Genomic DNA, 17,262 nt, shown 5'->3' on the forward strand with positions numbered 1-17,262 from the left:
CTCCTTGCCTTATGAGCGAACGCCGCGCTTTCGGTCTTCAAGCAGTCGCGAGGCGGCGCGGCCCCCCTTGCAGAACTTCCCTCCCGACGAGTTGTTCGAAGGTCCTGAAATTTTCGCCGAACATCCGGGCGAGCCGGTCGGCCGCCTGCGCAAATTCCTTCTGCGACGACCAGCTCCTTTCGGCGCGCAGCAGATCCGAATCGATCCCGGGCGCAGAAAGCGGCGTCATCAGGTTGAAATTTTCTTCCTGTTCAAATCCGGCTTTCGCCAGCGACCCGTTCAACGCCGCGTGGAGCAGCTTGCGCGTGACCTCGATCGGCATTCGCTCGCCGACGCCATATGCGCCGCCGCTCCAGCCCGTGTTGAGCAACCAGCAGTCGACCTTGTGCGCGCCGATCAGCTCGCGCAGAAGACCGGCGTAAGCCGATGGATGGCGCGGCATGAAAGGCGCGCCGAAACAGGTGGAGAAAGTGGCCCTCGGCTCGCGCACGCCGGTTTCGGTTCCTGCGACCTTTGCGGTGTAACCGGAAAGAAAATGATAGATCGCCTGGGCCGGAGTGAGCTTCGCGACCGGCGGCAGAACGCCGAAGGCGTCGCAGGTCAGCATCACGATGTTTTGTGGATGCTCGGCGGTCCCGCCCAGCGCGGCGCCCGGAAGGAAGTCGATCGGAAAAGCGATCCGCGTGTTTTCCGTTATCCTGTCGTCGTCATAGTCGGGCTCGCGCGTTTGCGGATCGAGCGCCACATTCTCCAGAATTGAGCCGAAACGCCGGGAGGCCGCGTAAATCTCGGGCTCGGAGCGCTCGGAGAGCCTGATCGCCTTGGCGTAGCAGCCGCCCTCGAAATTAAAGACGCCGTCCCTCCCCCAGCCATGTTCGTCGTCCCCGACGAGCCGACGCGACGCATCCGACGACAAAGTCGTTTTTCCCGTGCCCGAAAGGCCGAAGAACAGCGCGGAGCCTTCGGCTCCCGAATTGGCCGCGCAGTGCATCGGGAGGACGCCGCGCCCGGGAAGCAGGAAATTCAGATAGCCGAACACGGCCTTCTTTATTTCGCCGGCGTAGGCGGTGCCGGCGATGAGAGCCGTTCTTCGACTGACGTCGACGGCGATCACGGTGTTCGACCGGCAGCCGTGGCGCTCGGGATTCGCTTTGAAGGAAGGCAGCGCAATCACGGTGAAATCGGGGGAAAAGCCGTCGAGTTCCTCCTTGCGGGGCCGGATGAGGAGGTTGCGGATGAACAGGGAATGCCAAGCATATTCCGTATAGACCCTGACATTGAGACGCCAGGAGGGATCGGCGCAGGCCTGGAGGTCCTGTTCAAAGAGCGGAACGCCTTTCGCGAATTCCACCATATCGGCGTAGAGCGCCGCGAACTGGTCGCTGGTCAGGGACTTGTTGTTCTCCCACCAGACCGACCGGTCGGTCGCCTCGTCGCGCACGATGAATTTATCCTGCGGCGCCCGGGCGGTATGCACTCCGGTCATCACAGCCAGAGCGCCGCCGCTGCTGATCCGGGCTTCGCCCCCGCGCAGGGCCAGTTCATAGAGCGCCGGAGCATCCAGGTTGCGCAGCAGACGCTGCGACGCGATCGCGCCCGTTCGACAGGCAGCCTCTTCATCACGCACTTTTTTTCCCGTCGGTCGTTTTCTCGTTGGCCGCAAGAGTCTTGCTCGTCCGGCGCGGCGAGGGTCCAGTCTTCGGCGATATGATGAGGCCATTCGCCGCCGCAAACAGAAGAACTAGAGGAGGCGCATAAGGCGGCAAGACTGCATCAACCCGGCGAGAAGCTCTCGCCGCTCTCGCGAATCCCCTCAAACCGAAAGGACCGAAATTTCCGGCCTCCTGCGACCGCGCTTGTCGAGGACGGCGCGGCGAAGCAATGATGCGAAATCCGCTCGATCGGAGCGGAGTTTCTTATTCGTTCGCCGCAAAAATCGACGCCCGTCGGCGATTTTTGCGGCGGTCGTTTCCGCGGATCGGAAGCGATCTCGCGGAGGCCGTATGAAGCAATGGAGAGAACCCATGAAGGCTGTCGCGATTTACGGCTATGGCGGCGTCGAAAAACTGCAATGCTGCGATTTGGCCCGCCCCAGGCCCAAGCCGGGGGAAATGCTCATCCGCGTGCGCGCTGTGGCGGTCAATCCGCTGGATTGGAAGATCGGAGAAGGACAGCTGCGGCTCTTTCTCCGCAATGCTTTTCCATATGTCCCGGGCAGCGACGTCGCCGGCGAGGTCGTCGAAGTCGGCTCTTCCGACAGCGGGTTCAACCCCGGCGACGAGGCGGTCGCTTTTCTCGATCCGAAAAAGGGCGGCGGCTACGCCGAATTCGCCCTGTGCAAAACGAGCGCGGCCGCAAGCAAACCTGCGTCTGTCGGTTTTGCGGAAGCCTCGACCTTGCCGATCGCCGGCTGCACTGCGCTCCAGACATTGAGAGACCTCGGCGCGATCAAGGAAGGCGGGTCGGTTCTCATACTCGGCGCAGCCGGCGGCGTAGGGCATTTCGCGGTCCAGATCGCAAAGGCCCTCGGCGCCAGGGTGACGGCTTCCTGCAGCGCCGCTCATGTCGATTTCGTGAAGGGGCTGGGCGCAGACGTGACGCTGGACCGCGAGCGCGACGGGGCCGAGGCGCTGCGCCATCGTTACGATTTGATTTTCGACACGCCATCGAAGAGTTCTTTTTCGCATTGCCGCGACGCGCTCAATCCCGGCGGCGCCTATGTGGCCACGCTGCCGTCGGCCAATCTCGCATTCTGGATGGCCGCTCAATCGATCATTGGAGCTTTTGCGCCCGCGCCCAGGGCGCGCCTCGTCATGGTGCGTCCGACGCGAGCGGATCTGGAATTTCTGCTCGCATTGACCGCGAGCGGAAAGCTCCGGCCGGTCCTCGGCGAGCGCTTCCCTCTCGAACAAGCGAAAGCGGCGCAAGAGCTGAGCCGGGAAGGCCATATGCAGGGTAAGATCGTCCTCGAGCCAAAATATTCCTGATGGGCGCGTCGGCGCATGGAGGACAGCGGCGCGCCGCACGCTATCTGATACGGCTTCCGCGACATCGCTTCGCAATCCGCGGAAGCGACCGATCAGCATGTCGGCCGGGGAAAATAGGAGGAAAATATGAAACGGTCAGCCGCCGCCTTCCTCTTAGCTGGGGCCGCAGCCTGGGCCCTGCCCGCGCTCGCCGAAACGATCGACGTCCACAAGGCCTTTCTTCCCAACGAGATCGACTGGTCGGCGGCCCCGCCCGCCCTGCCGGCGGGAGCCGAGTCGGCGACGCTCTATGGCGATCCGCAAAAGCCGGGCGTCTTCGCGATGCGGCTGAAGCTGACGAAGGGATACAAGATTCCTCCGCACATGCATAAGGCTCTGGAACTGGTGACGGTGATCTCCGGCCAGGTCAGGCTCGGTCTCGGCCAGGCGGCCGACCTCGCGAGCGTCGAAACCTTGCCGGCGGGAGGCTTCTCCTCCATGCCGCCGGGCGTCGTTCATTATGTGCTGGTCGATCAGGACGCCGTGGTGCAGGTCGAAGGCGTGGGCCCGTTCGATGTGGAATATCCGAACCCCAAGGACGATCCCCGCCTCAACCGGAGCCTGCGCGCCCCCGAGTAGAACGCGGTCTGGGCCGCGGCGGATCGCCCCGATCAGGCAGGCGCAAAATTGAGCTCCAGCCTATGGAAGGCTGGCGCGTCTCTATCTAGCTTAGCTTTCATCGGCAGCCGCCGGCCGCCTGAAATCGATGTCGAAAAAATGGCCATGTCCGCTCGGCCGGAGGAAACCCCGGCGCCCGAGGAGCCCGCGACGCGCGAGGCCGCCGGCGCGCGATTGGAGTTCCGCCTTTCGCTCGCCGAACAATCGCAGCTGGCCGCCGCTCTGAGGATTGCCGGGCTGGCCTATCCGTCGCCCCTGCCCCAGGACGTGATCGACTTCCTTTTCTCGGCGGTTTGTTTCGCTGCGGCGGTCTCCCGGCTCGACCGCGCCGACGACAAGGAATCCGAGACCACATGTTACGAGCGGTTGGCCGACCTCAAGAGGAAACTCAACGAGGTCACTTTACAGCGCGCGCTCTCATAGATTTCCGAGTTAAGGATAGCTGTTAATCTCCTTTGCTTACCATTTTCCAGGAAAACAGTTTGGCGCCGGAGCCAAGCAGTATAACTTGTTCCTGTCCCGCCTTTTTACTCAGACATAAACTGATCTTATGAGTGTTACGCTCATGCGGGATTTAATATCTGCCATGAAACCTTACGAGCTGCTCTTCAACGAACCGTCGGACATTATCGTCGCGGGCAGGTTGAGAGCGGCGCAGTTTTCTTCGATCATCAGTATGACGCCATGGCTCATGCTAGCCAATATTTGTAATGCGTCCGCTTTATTGATCGGCTTTTGGGGAACTCCTCGTCTCATGGAGGCGATATTCTGGACCGCTTCGATATTTCTGGTCGCAGGATTCGTTTATATCTCTCACCGAACCCGCTCTTCACGCGCATTGAAGAAGCCGCACTCGAAAATTCGGGCGGTAATGAACGCTTTCGGCCTCGGAACCTGCTGGGCGGCGCTGCCCATCTTCTTCTTTCAGCAGTCAGCCCCCGGCTTGCAGACTTTGATAGCGTGCCTCAGCGCAGGAACGCTCTGCGGCGGCGCGCTGGCGCTGGCGAGCATTCCGGCGGCGGCGCTCTCCTTCGCGACCCCGATCGTCGCGGCGTCTCTCACGACTTTGCTCATGTCCGGCCAAAAGGACCATCTGCTGACGGCGGCGGTGCTGTTCGTCTACGCCGCCGCGCTGATCGCCGGCGTATTCGTCTACAGTGAAGACCTCAAAAATCGGGTCATGCTCCAGATCGGCGCCGAAGAGGAAGCGCGCCTGCGCGTCGCGAAACTCCAGGGTTCCGGCATTCGCATCGTCGGCGAGATCACCTCGAGCATCGTGCACGAGGTCAATCAGCCGCTTTCCGCGGCGACGCTGTATCTTCACACGGCGCTCAAGCTGCTTCGCCTCGATCCCCGCCATCGCAAGGCCGATCCCGAGAGCGTCATCGAACAGGCGCTGGCGCAAATCGGCAAAGCCAGCCAGATCATCGGACGGCTGCGCAATTTCTTCACGGGCCAGGCCTCCGATGTGGCCGCGCTGCATCTTCATCCGCTGATCGAAGAAACATGCCGCCAGTTCGAGGCGGCGGCGGCGAGATCGAAAATCGTTCTGGAGCTTCGCCTGGAAGCGGAAAGCGACATCATATACGCCGACAGTGTGCATATAAGCCAGGCGCTCACCAATCTGATCGACAACGCCGTCGACGCGACGGCGCTAAGCCCGCTGCGGCGCATCGTCGTTTCGACCTCTCTGACGAGCGATCGTCGCATGAGGACGGAAGTCCGCGATTCAGGTCCCGGCGTCCCCGCCGCGCTCGCCGGCGCGTTGTTTACGCCTTTCTGCACGACCAAGAAGGAGAGAGTGGGAATCGGCCTGGCCGTTTCCCGCTCGATCATCGAGGCCCATGACGGAAAAATTTGGCTCGAGCCGGCCGACGAAGGGGGAGCGGCCTTCTGTTTCGTTCTCCCTCTGGCGTCGACAGACGCCGGGCAAAAAGGTTAGCCTCGGCGCCGGAGATCAAAACCGCTTCGCTCTTTTCGGGGAACGCGCACTCATGCGTCTGCTGGTGATTTTTGCGGCCTGGGCGCCGGACGACGGGGAAAACTCGCAAAAATGGCTGGCCTGGTACGAAAATATCCTCGCCGAGCGCTTCCCCGGCGACGACAAGATCGTGGCGGCGAATTGGGGGTCGGCGGATTGCGTCGAGCGACGCCTCGAGGGCCTGCCCGGGATTTTGGAGTTCGGCCGGGTTCCCGAGGAGCTCCATGTCAATTCCGACGCCGCGCCGTTTCAACTGGGGCTGAGCCTCGCTCGGGAAATTCTCCCCGATTACGACTATGTGCTCTTCGCGCATACCAAAGGCGTCAGCTATGCTTTCGAGAGCATCGAAAATTGGCGAAACGACGTTTCGAAGACGGTGTTCGACCGCCGCCTCGTGTCGGATTTCATCCAAACCGCGCCGCCGAGCCTGATCGCGGATAGAGGCCATATGGTCACCGGGGCGGACTCGATCAAAACCTTTCGCGCTAGGACGGGCGCGATGGGCTTCGTCCTGCCGTTCTTCTTCGGCGCCACGATGACGGTCTATTACGCGCCTGCGCGCCTCGTGGCCGAGTTGATCGAACGCATGCCGGGCGAATTCCTGTCCAAAAACCTCCTCAGCCAGGGCATGACCCGATATATGTTCGAATCGGCGACGCCGAGCCTGTTGACGATGCTGGACGCGAAGCCCGCCTTCCTTTGCGGCCCGCGCTTCAACGAGAGACTGAACCCTCATGTCTCCTATGATTTCGATCCGCGGCACAATTCCGCGCTGGTGATGAGGGAGTTTGAAAAAAGAGAAGCCGAAGGGGAGGCTTATCAGCAAATTCCAGTCCCCTATGTCTTCGGCGCTGCGGAAGACGTTTATAGATCGAACGTCGCCTTCAAGCTGACGTGAGGGCGACGAACCGGGGCTGGGGAACCGTAGCGACGACCGGCGCCAAAAGCGTCATCGCCGCCGGCGATCCAAGAGGCCGCCAAAGGCTGGAAAAGCATCCATCACTGAAAGCCCGCACTGCAAAGGTTCCAACTGGCATTCGGCGAGGAAAGAGTCTCCCTCGCCGAGCTTTGAGCAAACCGCTGCGGCACAGTTCGATGTGCAGTCTCACCAGCGCCGCATTCAGGCTGCCGATGTAGTGAGAAGCAACTGCCCTTCAGAATTTAACTCAGGATCAGCACGAACAATGCAAAACGATGGGTTTGCTTTCCTCAAAAATAAAAATCGAACTCTAGCCGGTTGGCCACTTAGAGGCTGGTAGCACTCGAATCTTAGACTATAGGTTCCTGGCGGCACCTCAAGCAACGAACTATCAGATATACTTCCAATCTCAATGACGCCATCGTTAGGCGCCTCGAACGGCACCTCTATTACCCTGATCGCATCAGCTGGTTGCTCGCCTTCTATGGTGTCAACTATTACAGTCACGAGATGCGGACCACTTTCAGCAATGGTACGGAATGCCGCACTCCCCGGTCTCCACGAAAACCCCTGAGCAACATGCGCACTGGTCCACTGATTGAACGGACCTTCTGTCGAGTGGTCGAAAACAGTCACCTGCGAATATGAGACAAGAATGGGGAATTCTACGGAACTAATCATGGGACAACCTTGATTTGAACCTGTGAGCCATCGGGGAACGAGGAAAGTAGTCCCCCCTCGCTGAGCTCCGGGCAAACCGCTGCAAAACAGTTCGATTTGCAGTCTCACAAAATCAGAGTTGTCACACCCCACGCTCTGAAGATGCTGGCACATAGCCGAGCGCGCCATGTATTAGTCATCCAACAATGTCGCGGCCGCGGGACGCAAACTCAAGTGTCATCCGCATCTATTCATATATCCGTGACGCATATAAAATATCAGCTATCGTTTTCCATGTAGGAGACACAGGGACAGCTTGTCCCGTGTTAATGTAGTAATTATCCATTGCTCTTATCCAATCCTCCATTGCTGCCAGGAATTTCTCGAGGGTAGGATTCTCCCATCTTTCGGGGTTGACCTCGAAATCGCGGCGCAACTCGCCCACAAACTCTGCGAGATCTTCTTTAGTTTTTATTGTAGATATTCTAGACGACAGTTCCATATCGTGTCCTTTATTCAACCGTTCCACCTTTAAGACAAATAATGCACCCGTAATTTGTTGTTGTTAGTTTCCATCCTTCTGCGATAATTTCTTCGGTAGTAGCCGGTATAGCGTTGACTCGGGTTCCTGCCAGCTGCGTTGCCAACAACCGTCTATTATCGAGGGTGAAAGTTAGACCACCTTGTTGAAAAGTCCGTATTGGCGGTAGTTCAACCGGCGACATCGTCCCTGCTCTGAGCGCGTCGACGGTCGTTTGCAAGGAAGCCCCATCACGAAACGTTGCGCTAACGCTACTCTGGGTAAACCGAATGGCGCTGCCGTCGATAAGGCCCGCCATTCTTTCTGCGGTCCCAGTAGCCTTGGCGAAGTTTCCAAGTATGCCGAAGACGGCGGCGCCGGGTACATCACCGATCGACATTTGCACGCCGGGGTCGCAAAAGGCGCCGCAGGCATTGAGAATCCCACCGACCGCATTCGGAACCGTGGTCCCAAAATAATGCTGAGGCGAAGAGAACATATCGCCAAACGCACTTTGCACGCCGCTCACGAAGCCGGGGCCGTCGGCGGAGGTCCCGAACGGGTCGATCAGGCTTACCGGATTGTTCCCGGCATAGACATAGGTGTTGACGCCGCCGCCGAGGCCGATCGGGTCGCTTTCGATATAGCGCCCGGAGGTCGGGTCGTAGTCGCGGGCGCCGTTGTAGTTCAGCCCGGTCTCGCCGTCGGCGAATTGACCCGGAAAGCGAAGGTTGAACCCAACTGCGCCCGTGGGGTTTCTCGGCGTTCCATTGCCGAACGGATCGGGATCGAACGACCACAGGATCATGGGCGTCGCCGGCGATTGGGGCGTCGGGCCGATCAGCGCCATCGCCCCATTCAGATGGTCGGGCGCGATAAAATAGGGCGATTGATTGGGGAAAATCTCGGCGATCGGCATGTCGCCGAGCCAGACGATCTCCCGAACCAGCGTGCCGGCGGCGTTATAACCGCCGATCAAATGGCCCGATATGTCATAGGCGAAATAGGTCGCCGGCTGGCCGCCGGTGCTCTTGCTCACTCTCTGGCCGAGGCCGTCGACGCCGTAGCTGGTGGAAATCGCTCCGACCGTCGCCTGCGCGAGACGGTTCTTGGCGTCATAGGCGAAAGCGTAGCTCGCCCCCGGCGTCGTAGTGGTCCGTCAAGCCGCAGTTTGCTCCCCCCGCGCACCTTGACAGCGCACAACCCGGCGCCTATCTGTCCTGCATCTTGCTGGCACTCTATTCGCGCGAGTGCCAGCAGGACTTCTTCAATCCCTTTGGCGGGGTCCGCAGCAGCGGGCGCCGCGGCGCAAAAAAGGAACATCGCAACATGGCATTCCGTCCTCTGCATGACCGGGTCGTGGTCAAGCGCCTTGAAGGCGAGGAAAAGACCAAGGGCGGCATCATCATCCCGGACAGCGCCAAGGAAAAGCCCCAGGAAGGCAAAGTGGTCTCGGTCGGCCCCGGCGCGCGCGACGAGTCCGGCAAGCTGGTTCCCCTCGACGTGAAGGCCGGCGACCGCGTGCTGTTCGGCAAATGGTCCGGCACCGAGGTCAAGGTCGACGGCGAAGACCTTCTGATCATGAAGGAAAGCGACATCCTCGGGATCGTCGACTGAGAATTCATTGGCGCGGAAGCCTAAAGCGGCTTTCGCGAGTCAATTTTTGATCTAGCGCGATTTTCTGTTTCTCGTCCGATCCGGCGGGCGGAAGGCGCGCTAATCCCCGCCAACACAGCCTGGACAGACTGTCCCACGGAGTTAGCTAAATGGCTGCTAAAGATATTCGTTTCTCCACCGACGCGCGCGATCGCATCCTGCGCGGCGTCGAGACCCTCGCCAATGCGGTGAAGGTCACGCTCGGCCCCAAGGGCCGCAACGTCGTCATCGAAAAGTCCTTCGGCGCCCCGCGCATCACCAAGGACGGCGTGACCGTCGCCAAGGAAATCGAGCTTGCCGACAAGTTCGAGAACCTCGGCGCCCAGCTGGTTCGTGAAGTCGCCTCCAAGCAGAACGACCAGGCCGGCGACGGCACCACCACCGCCACGGTTCTCGCCGCCGCCATCGCCAAGGAAGGCGCCAAGGCGGTCGCGGCCGGCCTCAACCCGCTCGACCTGAAGCGCGGCATCGACCTCGCGGTCGAGGCGGTGATCCAGCACCTCAAGACCAACTCCAAGAAGGTCACCTCCAACGACGAGATCGCCCAGGTCGGCACCATCTCGGCCAATGGCGACAGCTTCATCGGCCAGGAAATCGCCAAGGCGGTGCAGAAGGTCGGCAATGAAGGCGTGATCACGGTCGAGGAGGCCAAGAGCCTCGACACCGAGACCGTCATCGTCGAGGGCCTGCAGTTCGACCGCGGCTATCTCTCGCCCTACTTCATCACCAACGCCGAGCGTCTCGTCGCCGAGCTCGAGGACCCCTATATCCTCATCCACGAGAAGAAGCTCTCGACCCTGCAGCCCCTGCTCCCGATCCTGGAAGCCGTGGTTCAGACCGGCAAGCCGCTGCTGATCGTCGCTGAGGACGTCGAAGGCGAAGCCCTCGCCACCCTCGTCGTCAACAAGCTGCGCGGCGGCCTCAAGATCGCCGCTGTGAAGGCTCCGGGCTTCGGCGACCGCCGCAAGGCCATGCTGGAAGACATCGCCATCCTGACCGGCGGCGAGCTGATCGCCGAAGACCTCGGCATCAAGCTCGAGAACGTCACCCTGGCTCAGCTCGGCCGCGCCAAGCGCATCAAGATCGACAAGGAGACCACCACCGTCATCGACGGCGCTGGCGCCAAGGCCGATATCGAAGCGCGCGTCTCCCAGATCAAGAAGCAGATCGAAGAGACCACCTCCGACTATGATCGTGAGAAGCTCCAGGAGCGTCTCGCCAAGCTCGCGGGCGGCGTCGCGGTGATCCGCGTCGGCGGCGCGACCGAAGTCGAGGTCAAGGAGAAGAAGGACCGCGTCGACGACGCGCTGAACGCCACCCGCGCCGCGGTTGAAGAAGGCATCTCGCCCGGCGGCGGCGTCGCCCTGCTGCGCGCCATCGCTGCGCTCGACGGCGTTCACACCGCCAACACCGATCAGAAGACCGGCGTCGAGATCGTCCGCAAGGCGATCCAGGCCCCGGCTCGCCAGATCGTCGACAACGCCGGCGGCGACGGCGCGGTCGTGGTCGGCAAGCTGCTCGAAGCCAGCGAATATGGCTATGGCTACGACGCCCAGAACGGCGTCTATGGCGATCTCGTCAAGACCGGCATCATCGACCCCACCAAGGTCGTCCGCACTGCTCTGCAGGATGCGGCCTCCATCGCCGGCCTGATCGTCACCACCGAGGCGACCATCACCGAGCAGCCGAAGAAAGACGCTCCGGCTCTGCCGGGCGGTCACGGCGGCATGGGCGGCATGGACTTCTAATCCCGCTCGAACGAGCGAGAAATCAGGCCCCGGGCGAAAACGCCCGGGGTTTTTTTATTGCTTGACGATGTTCTCTATACGTTCTAGATTCGCCATATTACCACCAGGGGTTGTCCTTATGGACGGAACTGAATTTGCCGCCGCGCGCGGCTACCGTCTCGAACCGCCGGGGCATCCTCAAGGCGCAAGCTGCGGCGCCGAGGGGCCTTCGCTCGGGCCGATCCCTTTGCTGGCTAAAACCGCAACCGGTTTCGAGCCGCGGCCCCTGGCTGAGCTAAACCGCGTGCTCTCCTTTGTTTTTGCACGGGAAATCGACTGTGCCGGCCTGATCCCGGGATTGACGAGCGTCGCTTGCGCGCTCGATTCCGGCGATCTCGCTCTCGCCATGATAACCACCACCCATCTGCGCCTTCCCTATCTCAGCGAAGAGGAAGCGCGGCGGGCGGCGAGCGTTTCGGCGCTGAACAAGGCCAGTCCCGACGACCCTGAACATCCGGGATGGCCGGCCGGGACGCCCGGAGGCTGCGGCGGGCGGTTCCGGCCGAAGGACGAAGCCGGCGACGAAACCCAGAGCGGACGGAAGCAGAAGACCGAAGAGGCTTTGGAGCGACGCGCTCAAAGGGCGTTTATCCGTCAACTCTTGCGCAAGGCGCTCTCGGCGCGCGCCGCCAGCATCCTCGGCGAGGCGGCAGCAAATGCGATTCCAGGATTGAACGTCCCCGCGGACATCGCGCTTGCGGCGCAAATCGTCGAGGCGGCCGCCGAATTCGCGGCGTTGAAACGCGACGCCGACGCAGCGCTCGAATTCGTGAAATACGGGCCCTACAATCTCGAAGACCTTTTCGTGGATAAGGAAGAGCGCTCCTTCTCGACCTATGCGGAATTCAAAAAATTCGACGTCGAGAAAGTCTATGGAGAGGCTGACGAGGGGTTCCAGTATCACCACCTGATCCTGCAATCGAATTCGGAAGGAATTTCGTCAGGCGCAATACATTCGAGCCGGACCATCATTCGAATTCCGACGCTGCTGCATGAGGAAATCAACGGAGAATATGAGCGCAAGGACAAGACCACCGGCCAGTCCTTGCGGCAGGCATTGAAGGGATGTCCGGCGAACGAACAATATGACGAAGGCCTGAAAGTCCTGCGACGGGTTGGGATAATCGAATAGGAGTAAAAGATGCCCGCCAAGAAAAGAAGCCCATTCGCGTGGATTATCATCGAACGCTTCAGGCAGTCGGCCAAGGTGGCCGATTTTGGATATCAGCAGGAAGATCACGCCATGCAGCTCGCAGGGCTCCGCGCCGTCGACCGCGCGGCAAAGCAGCTCGACTTGGTCTGCGGACCCGACGGCCGGTTGGAGCTCGTCCCTCTGCTCGATGATCCAGATTTGAGCGTCGCCGTCTTCGCCGCGGGATATTTGGTCAAACGCATGCCGGAGCGCGCCCTGGCGGTGCTCAACGACATCGAACAGCGCGGCCATGTGGAGGTACGCATGACCGCGGGGAGTATTTTGCGGCGATACAAAAAGGGAGAACTGGATATGTGACTCAGCGGGGAGAACCGTAAAAAATCTCTATCGCCGCCGGCGATTTTTGGGCAGCCGCTTGCGGCGCTCATCTAGCACGAACGCTCGCGTCGCAGTGAAATCTCCTCATAACCATCCATCCGTTTCACATAATCGAAGACGACGGCCTCGTAGCGCTTCACGACCACATCAGCCGGAGCAATCTTGCGGACGGCCTCCAGCAGCTCTTGCGAAACTTGAAGAGGGTAGCTCGCCAACTGAAAAACGCGTCCCTCGGCGGAACGCGCCAATCCGTTCCTGGCCAGATCGAACCAGCTTGCGCAGGCGTATTCGCCCGCCGCAAAAAAGACGATGAGAGCGCCCCGATTGTACGCCGTCTCGTCGGCGTGCCTGGTCCTCAAAGAATCGGCGAGCGCAACTTCGCTGATTGCAGGCCAGGGAAATCTTTGCGATGCAGACCCCGGCCAGGGCGCAACTTCGACGCCCTTGGCGTCAGCGCGAAAAACAACGGCGCCGTCCTCGGCGAGCCAGCTTTTGGCCGTTTCGGCGAGGCGCCTCCAGACCGCTAGGCCGGCGGTGAGGAAAACGAAACAAAAAGGCGCGATGAAAAGCGAAGGCGCTCGATCGGCCCCGAGGGCGTAAAACCCTATCGCAAAGGCAATGCAAGCCGCTCCCAAAGCGAGGCCGAACGCGAAGGCGCCCCATTTCTCTCGAAAAACGACGACCTCTTCATGGGTTCGTCGCAGCCCCAGCTTCATGAAGCCCTCTCGCTATCCCCCGCTATTTTGGCGAGGCGTCCGATGAGCGTAGCATGGGGACGGACGAGCCGCCTCGGGCGCGATGGCCTTCGGCTCGATGAGGCTCCAGGCCTTCGCAGCCGCCTATGCTTGGATAAGCTCCGGAAAGCGCAGGGGGAGCAAGGCCTTGGCGCATTCCCGAAGCGGCGCGGACTTAGCGGGCGCAGCACATTTTGTCGCGCCCCGAAGCCCGCTCGACAGCCAAGCGGCTGTTGCAGGACGGGTCAAGCTCGGCTAGCATCCGCGCCAGTCAGCGCCTTGGGCCAGAGCGCCCGAAGCTACTAGAAAACTGGCTGGGGGAAACGAATGAGCAGCACGGACGCCATGGGCGATTTCAACGAACATCTCAAAACCTACAAAGGTTTCCTGAATCTCCTCACCTACAGCGCAGCGGGGACGGTAGCGTTGCTGGTGATCCTCTTCTTCTCACTGGCGCGCTAAACGCCAACCACCCAAGGCAGCACCGTCTTGGGAAACCATGACGGAACGAAGAGCCACGGCGCTATCGGAGTCCGTCATGCGCATTGCCGTACCTGCCGAAACCGACAAATCCGAATTCCGCGTCGCCGCAACCCCGGAAACAGTCAAGAAATTCATTGGTCTCGGAGCCGACATCGCCGTTCAGGCGGGGGCCGGCGCCGCTTCCGGATTTTCGGACGCCGATTATGCGGCCGCGGGCGCGAAGATCGGCGCCTCCGCGCAGGAGACGCTGACCGCCGCGGATATCGTCCTGCGGGTTCGACGCCCCGCGGCCTCCGAAGTCGACGGAGCCCGGCCCGGGGCCGCGGTCGTCGCGATGCTCGATCCTTTCGGCCATGAGCGCGAACTCGCGGAACTCGCCGGCGCCGGCGTCACCGCCTTCGCCATGGAGCTGATGCCGCGCATATCCCGCGCGCAATCCATGGACGTCCTTTCCTCACAGGCGAATATCGCCGGCTATCGCGCCGTCATCGACGCCGCCGCCGAATACGGCCGCGCGTTGCCGATGATGATGACGCCCGCCGGCGCGGTCCCCGCCGCCAAGGTCTTCATAATGGGCGTCGGGGTCGCGGGCCTTCAGGCCATCGCCACGGCGAAGCGCCTCGGCGCGATCGTGACGGCGACGGACGTGCGTCCCGCCACCAAGGAACAGGTCGAGTCGCTCGGCGCCAAATTCGTCGCCGTCGAGAACGAGGAGTTCAAACAGGCGGAGACGACGGGCGGCTACGCCAAGGAGATGTCCGCGGAATACAGGGCCGCGCAGGCGGAGCTGATCAGCGCCCATATCGCAAAGCAGGACATCGTCATAACCACCGCGCTCATTCCCGGACGCCCTGCCCCGCGGCTGATTTCCGCCGCGCAGTTGCGTTCCCTGCGGCAGGGCTCGGTGATCGTCGACCTCGCCGCGGAACGGGGCGGCAACTGCGAATTGACGAGGCCCGGCGAGACCGTGGTCGTCGACGGCGTCAAGATCGTGGGCGCTCTCAACCTCGCCGGACGCCTCCCGGCGACCGCCTCCAGCCTCTACGCCAGGAACCTGCTCGCTTTCGTGGAGACGCTGGTCTCGAAGGAAAGCGGAGGGCTCTCGATCAATTGGGACGACGAGCTGGCCAAGGCCACATGCCTCACCCGCGACGGCGCGGTGGTCGATCCGCGCTTCCAGCCGAAAGCCTGAAAAAACCGAAGCTATTCCAAACGAGGGGCTGAGAAATGGCCAACGACTCGACGCAGCAATTGCTTGAAAGGGCGCAAGCCGCCGCAGAGGCCGCGCGCCATCTCGCGGAGCAGACCCAGCACTTTTCCGAACAGCTGGCCCAGACCGCCGCGGCGGCCGCCGCCCACGGCCTCGGCGGCGGCGCGATCGATCCCGTCGTCTTCCGGCTCGCGATCTTCGCCCTCGCCGTGTTCGTGGGCTATTATGTGGTCTGGGCGGTTACGCCGGCGCTGCATACGCCGCTGATGTCCGTCACCAACGCGATTTCCTCTGTGATCGTGGTCGGCGCGCTGCTTTCGGTCGGGGTCGAAGCGTCCACGGCTTCCGACGACGGCGCCGGATGGGCGCGCTGGTTCGGTTTTCTGGCCCTCATTCTCGCAAGCGTGAACATTTTCGGCGGCTTCCTGGTCACCGAACGCATGTTGGCGATGTACAAGAAGAAGGGCTGAAGGCAATGAGCGCCAATCTTACAGCCCTGCTTTATCTCGCGGCCGGAATATTGTTCATCCTGGCCCTTCGCGGACTGTCCTCTCCGGCCACTTCCCGGCAGGGCAACCGCTACGGAATGATCGGCATGGCGATCGCCGTGGCGACGACGCTCCTGCTTCATCTGCCGACCCTCTGGGGCCTCACTCTGATCCTGATCGGCGCCGCGATCGGCGGCGGCGTGGGCGCGACCGTCGCCCAGCGCATCGAAATGACCAAGATGCCGCAGCTGGTCGCCTTCTTCCACTCGCTGGTCGGTCTTGCCGCGGTGCTGGTGGCGGGAAGCGCCTTTTTCGCCCCTCAGGCCTTCGGCATCGGCTCCCGCGGCCAAATCGAAGGCGGCAGCCTGTTCGAAATGTCGCTCGGCGCGGCGATCGGCGCGATCACCTTCACGGGCTCGGTGATCGCCTTCCTGAAGCTCGACGAGCGGATGACCGGCAAGCCGATCCTCCTGCCGGAGCGCCACACCATCAACATCATGCTCGGCCTCGGGCTACTCACCTTCATCGCGCTTTTCGTCGGCACGGAAAGCGGCTTCTGGCTGTTCCTGCTGATCCTGGTCTCGCTGGCCCTGGGCGTGACGCTCATCATTCCGATCGGGGGCGCCGACATGCCGGTGGTGGTGTCGATGCTCAATTCCTACTCGGGATGGGCGGCGGCCGGCATCGGTTTCACGCTCGGCAATCTGGCTTTGATCATCACCGGCGCGCTGGTGGGATCGTCCGGCGCGATCCTCTCCTACATCATGTGCAAGGGGATGAACCGCTCCTTCGTCTCGGTCATCCTCGGCGGCTTCGGCGGCGAGGTCGCGGCGGCGAGCGGGGCTAAAGAGCAGCGCCCGGTGAAGCAGGGCTCCGCCGACGACGCCGCCTACATCATGCAGAACGCCGCCAAGGTCATCGTCGTGCCGGGCTATGGCATGGCGGTGGCCCAGGCCCAGCATGTGTTGCGCGAGATGGCCGATCTGCTCAAGAAGGCGGGGGTGGATGTGTCCTATGCGATCCACCCGGTCGCCGGACGCATGCCCGGCCATATGAACGTCCTCCTCGCCGAGGCCAATGTCCCATACGACGAGGTGTTCGAACTCGAGGACATAAACTCCGAATTCGCCGAGGCCGACGTCGCCTTCGTCATCGGCGCCAACGACGTGACCAATCCGGCGGCCAAGACCGATCCGCAATCGGCGATCTACGGCATGCCCATCCTCGATGTCGAGAGAGCCAAGACGGTCCTGTTCCTCAAGCGCGGCATGGGCTCCGGCTACGCCGGCGTGGAGAACGAGCTGTTCTTCCGGCCGAATACGATGATGCTGTTCGGGGACGCCAAGAAAACCGTCGAGCAGATCGTGAAGGCCTTGTCTCACTGAAGCGCGTTCGGTTCAAACGCAGTCGAACGCGCTCCAAATCTGATTGACGGAGCATGTTCTTTTCCAAAAACCGCTTCGCACTTTTTGGGAACATGCTCTAAAAATTCAGGCGAAAGCCTGTTTCGCCCGGAGCGCCGGCCAAGCGCTCCGGGCGTTCTTATGTCATACTCCGACCGAAGACGCGGTTTTGCGCCGTCATCGTGAGGAGCGCTGCGACGCGGCGATCCAGGAAGACTGGCGCGGCCCCGGTTTGCTTCGCGTCGC

General features: G+C 61.7%; 18 protein-coding genes. 13 read left to right on the forward strand and 5 right to left on the reverse strand.

Going from position 1 to position 17,262, the window contains the following annotated elements; genetic code table 11:
• Positions 1 to 37 precede the first annotated feature (37 nt).
• Positions 38 to 1,720 (reverse strand): phosphoenolpyruvate carboxykinase, encoded by a 1,683-nt coding sequence (locus H2LOC_RS13125; RefSeq protein ID WP_136496790.1) that lies wholly within the window; start codon positions 1,718 to 1,720, stop codon positions 38 to 40.
• 304 nt (positions 1,721 to 2,024) lie between these two features.
• Between H2LOC_RS13125 and H2LOC_RS13130 the strand changes: the two genes are divergently transcribed.
• From H2LOC_RS13130 to H2LOC_RS13150, 5 genes are all read left to right on the forward strand, one after another.
• A complete protein-coding gene (locus tag H2LOC_RS13130) occupies positions 2,025 to 2,987 on the forward strand; it encodes an NAD(P)-dependent alcohol dehydrogenase (protein ID WP_162009765.1) in 963 nt (320 codons plus the stop codon).
• 126 nt (positions 2,988 to 3,113) lie between these two features.
• Positions 3,114 to 3,605, forward strand: a complete 492-nt coding sequence (locus H2LOC_RS13135) for a cupin domain-containing protein (RefSeq protein WP_136496792.1) — start codon at positions 3,114 to 3,116, stop codon at positions 3,603 to 3,605.
• Between the two features lie 138 nt (positions 3,606 to 3,743).
• Entirely contained in the window at positions 3,744 to 4,067 is a 324-nt protein-coding gene (locus tag H2LOC_RS13140; RefSeq protein WP_162009766.1) for a hypothetical protein, read from the forward strand.
• A 127-nt stretch (positions 4,068 to 4,194) separates the two neighbouring features.
• Complete coding sequence (locus H2LOC_RS13145; RefSeq protein ID WP_136496794.1) at positions 4,195 to 5,586, forward strand: sensor histidine kinase; 1,392 nt, start codon at positions 4,195 to 4,197, stop codon at positions 5,584 to 5,586.
• 52 nt (positions 5,587 to 5,638) lie between these two features.
• Positions 5,639 to 6,523: a hypothetical protein gene (locus tag H2LOC_RS13150; RefSeq protein ID WP_136496795.1), complete on the forward strand. Its 885-nt coding sequence runs from the start codon at positions 5,639 to 5,641 to the stop codon at positions 6,521 to 6,523.
• A gap of 222 nt (positions 6,524 to 6,745) precedes the next feature.
• Here the strand turns inward: H2LOC_RS13150 and comJ are convergent, their stop codons facing one another.
• The 3 genes from comJ to H2LOC_RS21950 are packed head-to-tail and all read right to left on the reverse strand — an operon-like array spanning position 6,746 to position 8,763.
• Positions 6,746 to 7,393, reverse strand: a complete 648-nt coding sequence (gene comJ, locus H2LOC_RS22105; protein WP_136496796.1) for a competence protein ComJ — start codon at positions 7,391 to 7,393, stop codon at positions 6,746 to 6,748.
• Between the two features lie 58 nt (positions 7,394 to 7,451).
• On the reverse strand, positions 7,452 to 7,706 hold the full coding sequence (locus H2LOC_RS22110; RefSeq protein WP_136496797.1) for a DUF7660 family protein: 255 nt from the start codon (positions 7,704 to 7,706) through the stop codon (positions 7,452 to 7,454).
• A gap of 10 nt (positions 7,707 to 7,716) precedes the next feature.
• Positions 7,717 to 8,763, reverse strand: coding sequence for an RHS repeat-associated core domain-containing protein (locus H2LOC_RS21950; RefSeq protein WP_136496798.1), 1,047 nt, complete (start codon positions 8,761 to 8,763; stop codon positions 7,717 to 7,719).
• A gap of 290 nt (positions 8,764 to 9,053) precedes the next feature.
• Between H2LOC_RS21950 and groES the strand changes: the two genes are divergently transcribed.
• The 4 genes from groES (at position 9,054) to H2LOC_RS13180 (ending at position 12,677) form a co-directional block, all read left to right on the forward strand.
• The gene (gene groES, locus H2LOC_RS13165) at positions 9,054 to 9,341 is read left to right on the forward strand and encodes a co-chaperone GroES (RefSeq protein WP_136496799.1); all 288 of its coding nucleotides are present in this window, start codon (positions 9,054 to 9,056) and stop codon (positions 9,339 to 9,341) included.
• Between the two features lie 149 nt (positions 9,342 to 9,490).
• Positions 9,491 to 11,128, forward strand: a complete 1,638-nt coding sequence (groL, locus tag H2LOC_RS13170) for a chaperonin GroEL (RefSeq protein WP_136496800.1) — start codon at positions 9,491 to 9,493, stop codon at positions 11,126 to 11,128.
• A gap of 118 nt (positions 11,129 to 11,246) precedes the next feature.
• A complete protein-coding gene (locus H2LOC_RS13175; RefSeq protein ID WP_136496801.1) occupies positions 11,247 to 12,299 on the forward strand; it encodes a hypothetical protein in 1,053 nt (350 codons plus the stop codon).
• A 9-nt stretch (positions 12,300 to 12,308) separates the two neighbouring features.
• Positions 12,309 to 12,677, forward strand: coding sequence for a hypothetical protein (locus H2LOC_RS13180; RefSeq protein ID WP_136496802.1), 369 nt, complete (start codon positions 12,309 to 12,311; stop codon positions 12,675 to 12,677).
• 71 nt (positions 12,678 to 12,748) lie between these two features.
• Here H2LOC_RS13180 and H2LOC_RS13185 read toward each other — a convergent pair whose 3' ends face one another.
• Complete coding sequence (locus tag H2LOC_RS13185) at positions 12,749 to 13,414, reverse strand: hypothetical protein (protein WP_136496803.1); 666 nt, start codon at positions 13,412 to 13,414, stop codon at positions 12,749 to 12,751.
• Positions 13,415 to 13,759: 345 nt separating this feature from the next.
• Here H2LOC_RS13185 and H2LOC_RS13190 point away from each other — a divergent pair, with 345 nt between their 5' ends.
• The 4 genes from H2LOC_RS13190 (at position 13,760) to H2LOC_RS13205 (ending at position 16,998) form a co-directional block, all read left to right on the forward strand.
• The gene (locus H2LOC_RS13190; protein WP_136496804.1) at positions 13,760 to 13,894 is read left to right on the forward strand and encodes an aa3-type cytochrome c oxidase subunit IV; all 135 of its coding nucleotides are present in this window, start codon (positions 13,760 to 13,762) and stop codon (positions 13,892 to 13,894) included.
• Between the two features lie 76 nt (positions 13,895 to 13,970).
• Positions 13,971 to 15,107, forward strand: coding sequence for a Re/Si-specific NAD(P)(+) transhydrogenase subunit alpha (locus tag H2LOC_RS13195; protein WP_136496805.1), 1,137 nt, complete (start codon positions 13,971 to 13,973; stop codon positions 15,105 to 15,107).
• Positions 15,108 to 15,142: 35 nt separating this feature from the next.
• Positions 15,143 to 15,595 carry an NAD(P) transhydrogenase subunit alpha part 2 gene (locus H2LOC_RS13200; RefSeq protein WP_136496806.1) on the forward strand — a complete coding sequence of 151 codons (453 nt, stop codon included), beginning with the start codon at positions 15,143 to 15,145 and terminating at the stop codon, positions 15,593 to 15,595.
• Positions 15,596 to 15,600: 5 nt separating this feature from the next.
• A complete protein-coding gene (locus tag H2LOC_RS13205; RefSeq protein WP_136496807.1) occupies positions 15,601 to 16,998 on the forward strand; it encodes an NAD(P)(+) transhydrogenase (Re/Si-specific) subunit beta in 1,398 nt (465 codons plus the stop codon).
• The last annotated feature ends 264 nt before the right edge of the window (positions 16,999 to 17,262 follow it).

Source organism: Methylocystis heyeri (genome assembly GCF_004802635.2).
In the GTDB taxonomy this organism is placed as follows: domain Bacteria; phylum Pseudomonadota; class Alphaproteobacteria; order Rhizobiales; family Beijerinckiaceae; genus Methylocystis; species Methylocystis heyeri.

What these genes read in the sequence shown, in the direction of transcription:
- H2LOC_RS13125 (WP_136496790.1), bottom strand. Translation starts at nt 1,720, where the DNA reads ATGGCCTCATCATATCGCCGAAGACTGGACCCTCGCCGCGCCGGACGA.
- H2LOC_RS13130 (WP_162009765.1), top strand. Translation starts at nt 2,025, where the DNA reads ATGAAGGCTGTCGCGATTTACGGCTATGGCGGCGTCGAAAAACTGCAA.
- H2LOC_RS13135 (WP_136496792.1), top strand. Translation starts at nt 3,114, where the DNA reads ATGAAACGGTCAGCCGCCGCCTTCCTCTTAGCTGGGGCCGCAGCCTGG.
- H2LOC_RS13140 (WP_162009766.1), top strand. Translation starts at nt 3,744, where the DNA reads ATGGCCATGTCCGCTCGGCCGGAGGAAACCCCGGCGCCCGAGGAGCCC.
- H2LOC_RS13145 (WP_136496794.1), top strand. Translation starts at nt 4,195, where the DNA reads ATGAGTGTTACGCTCATGCGGGATTTAATATCTGCCATGAAACCTTAC.
- H2LOC_RS13150 (WP_136496795.1), top strand. Translation starts at nt 5,639, where the DNA reads ATGCGTCTGCTGGTGATTTTTGCGGCCTGGGCGCCGGACGACGGGGAA.
- comJ (WP_136496796.1), bottom strand. Translation starts at nt 7,393, where the DNA reads ATGGCGCGCTCGGCTATGTGCCAGCATCTTCAGAGCGTGGGGTGTGAC.
- H2LOC_RS22110 (WP_136496797.1), bottom strand. Translation starts at nt 7,706, where the DNA reads ATGGAACTGTCGTCTAGAATATCTACAATAAAAACTAAAGAAGATCTC.
- groES (WP_136496799.1), top strand. Translation starts at nt 9,054, where the DNA reads ATGGCATTCCGTCCTCTGCATGACCGGGTCGTGGTCAAGCGCCTTGAA.
- groL (WP_136496800.1), top strand. Translation starts at nt 9,491, where the DNA reads ATGGCTGCTAAAGATATTCGTTTCTCCACCGACGCGCGCGATCGCATC.
- H2LOC_RS13175 (WP_136496801.1), top strand. Translation starts at nt 11,247, where the DNA reads ATGGACGGAACTGAATTTGCCGCCGCGCGCGGCTACCGTCTCGAACCG.
- H2LOC_RS13180 (WP_136496802.1), top strand. Translation starts at nt 12,309, where the DNA reads ATGCCCGCCAAGAAAAGAAGCCCATTCGCGTGGATTATCATCGAACGC.
- H2LOC_RS13185 (WP_136496803.1), bottom strand. Translation starts at nt 13,414, where the DNA reads ATGAAGCTGGGGCTGCGACGAACCCATGAAGAGGTCGTCGTTTTTCGA.
- H2LOC_RS13190 (WP_136496804.1), top strand. Translation starts at nt 13,760, where the DNA reads ATGAGCAGCACGGACGCCATGGGCGATTTCAACGAACATCTCAAAACC.
- H2LOC_RS13195 (WP_136496805.1), top strand. Translation starts at nt 13,971, where the DNA reads ATGCGCATTGCCGTACCTGCCGAAACCGACAAATCCGAATTCCGCGTC.
- H2LOC_RS13200 (WP_136496806.1), top strand. Translation starts at nt 15,143, where the DNA reads ATGGCCAACGACTCGACGCAGCAATTGCTTGAAAGGGCGCAAGCCGCC.
- H2LOC_RS13205 (WP_136496807.1), top strand. Translation starts at nt 15,601, where the DNA reads ATGAGCGCCAATCTTACAGCCCTGCTTTATCTCGCGGCCGGAATATTG.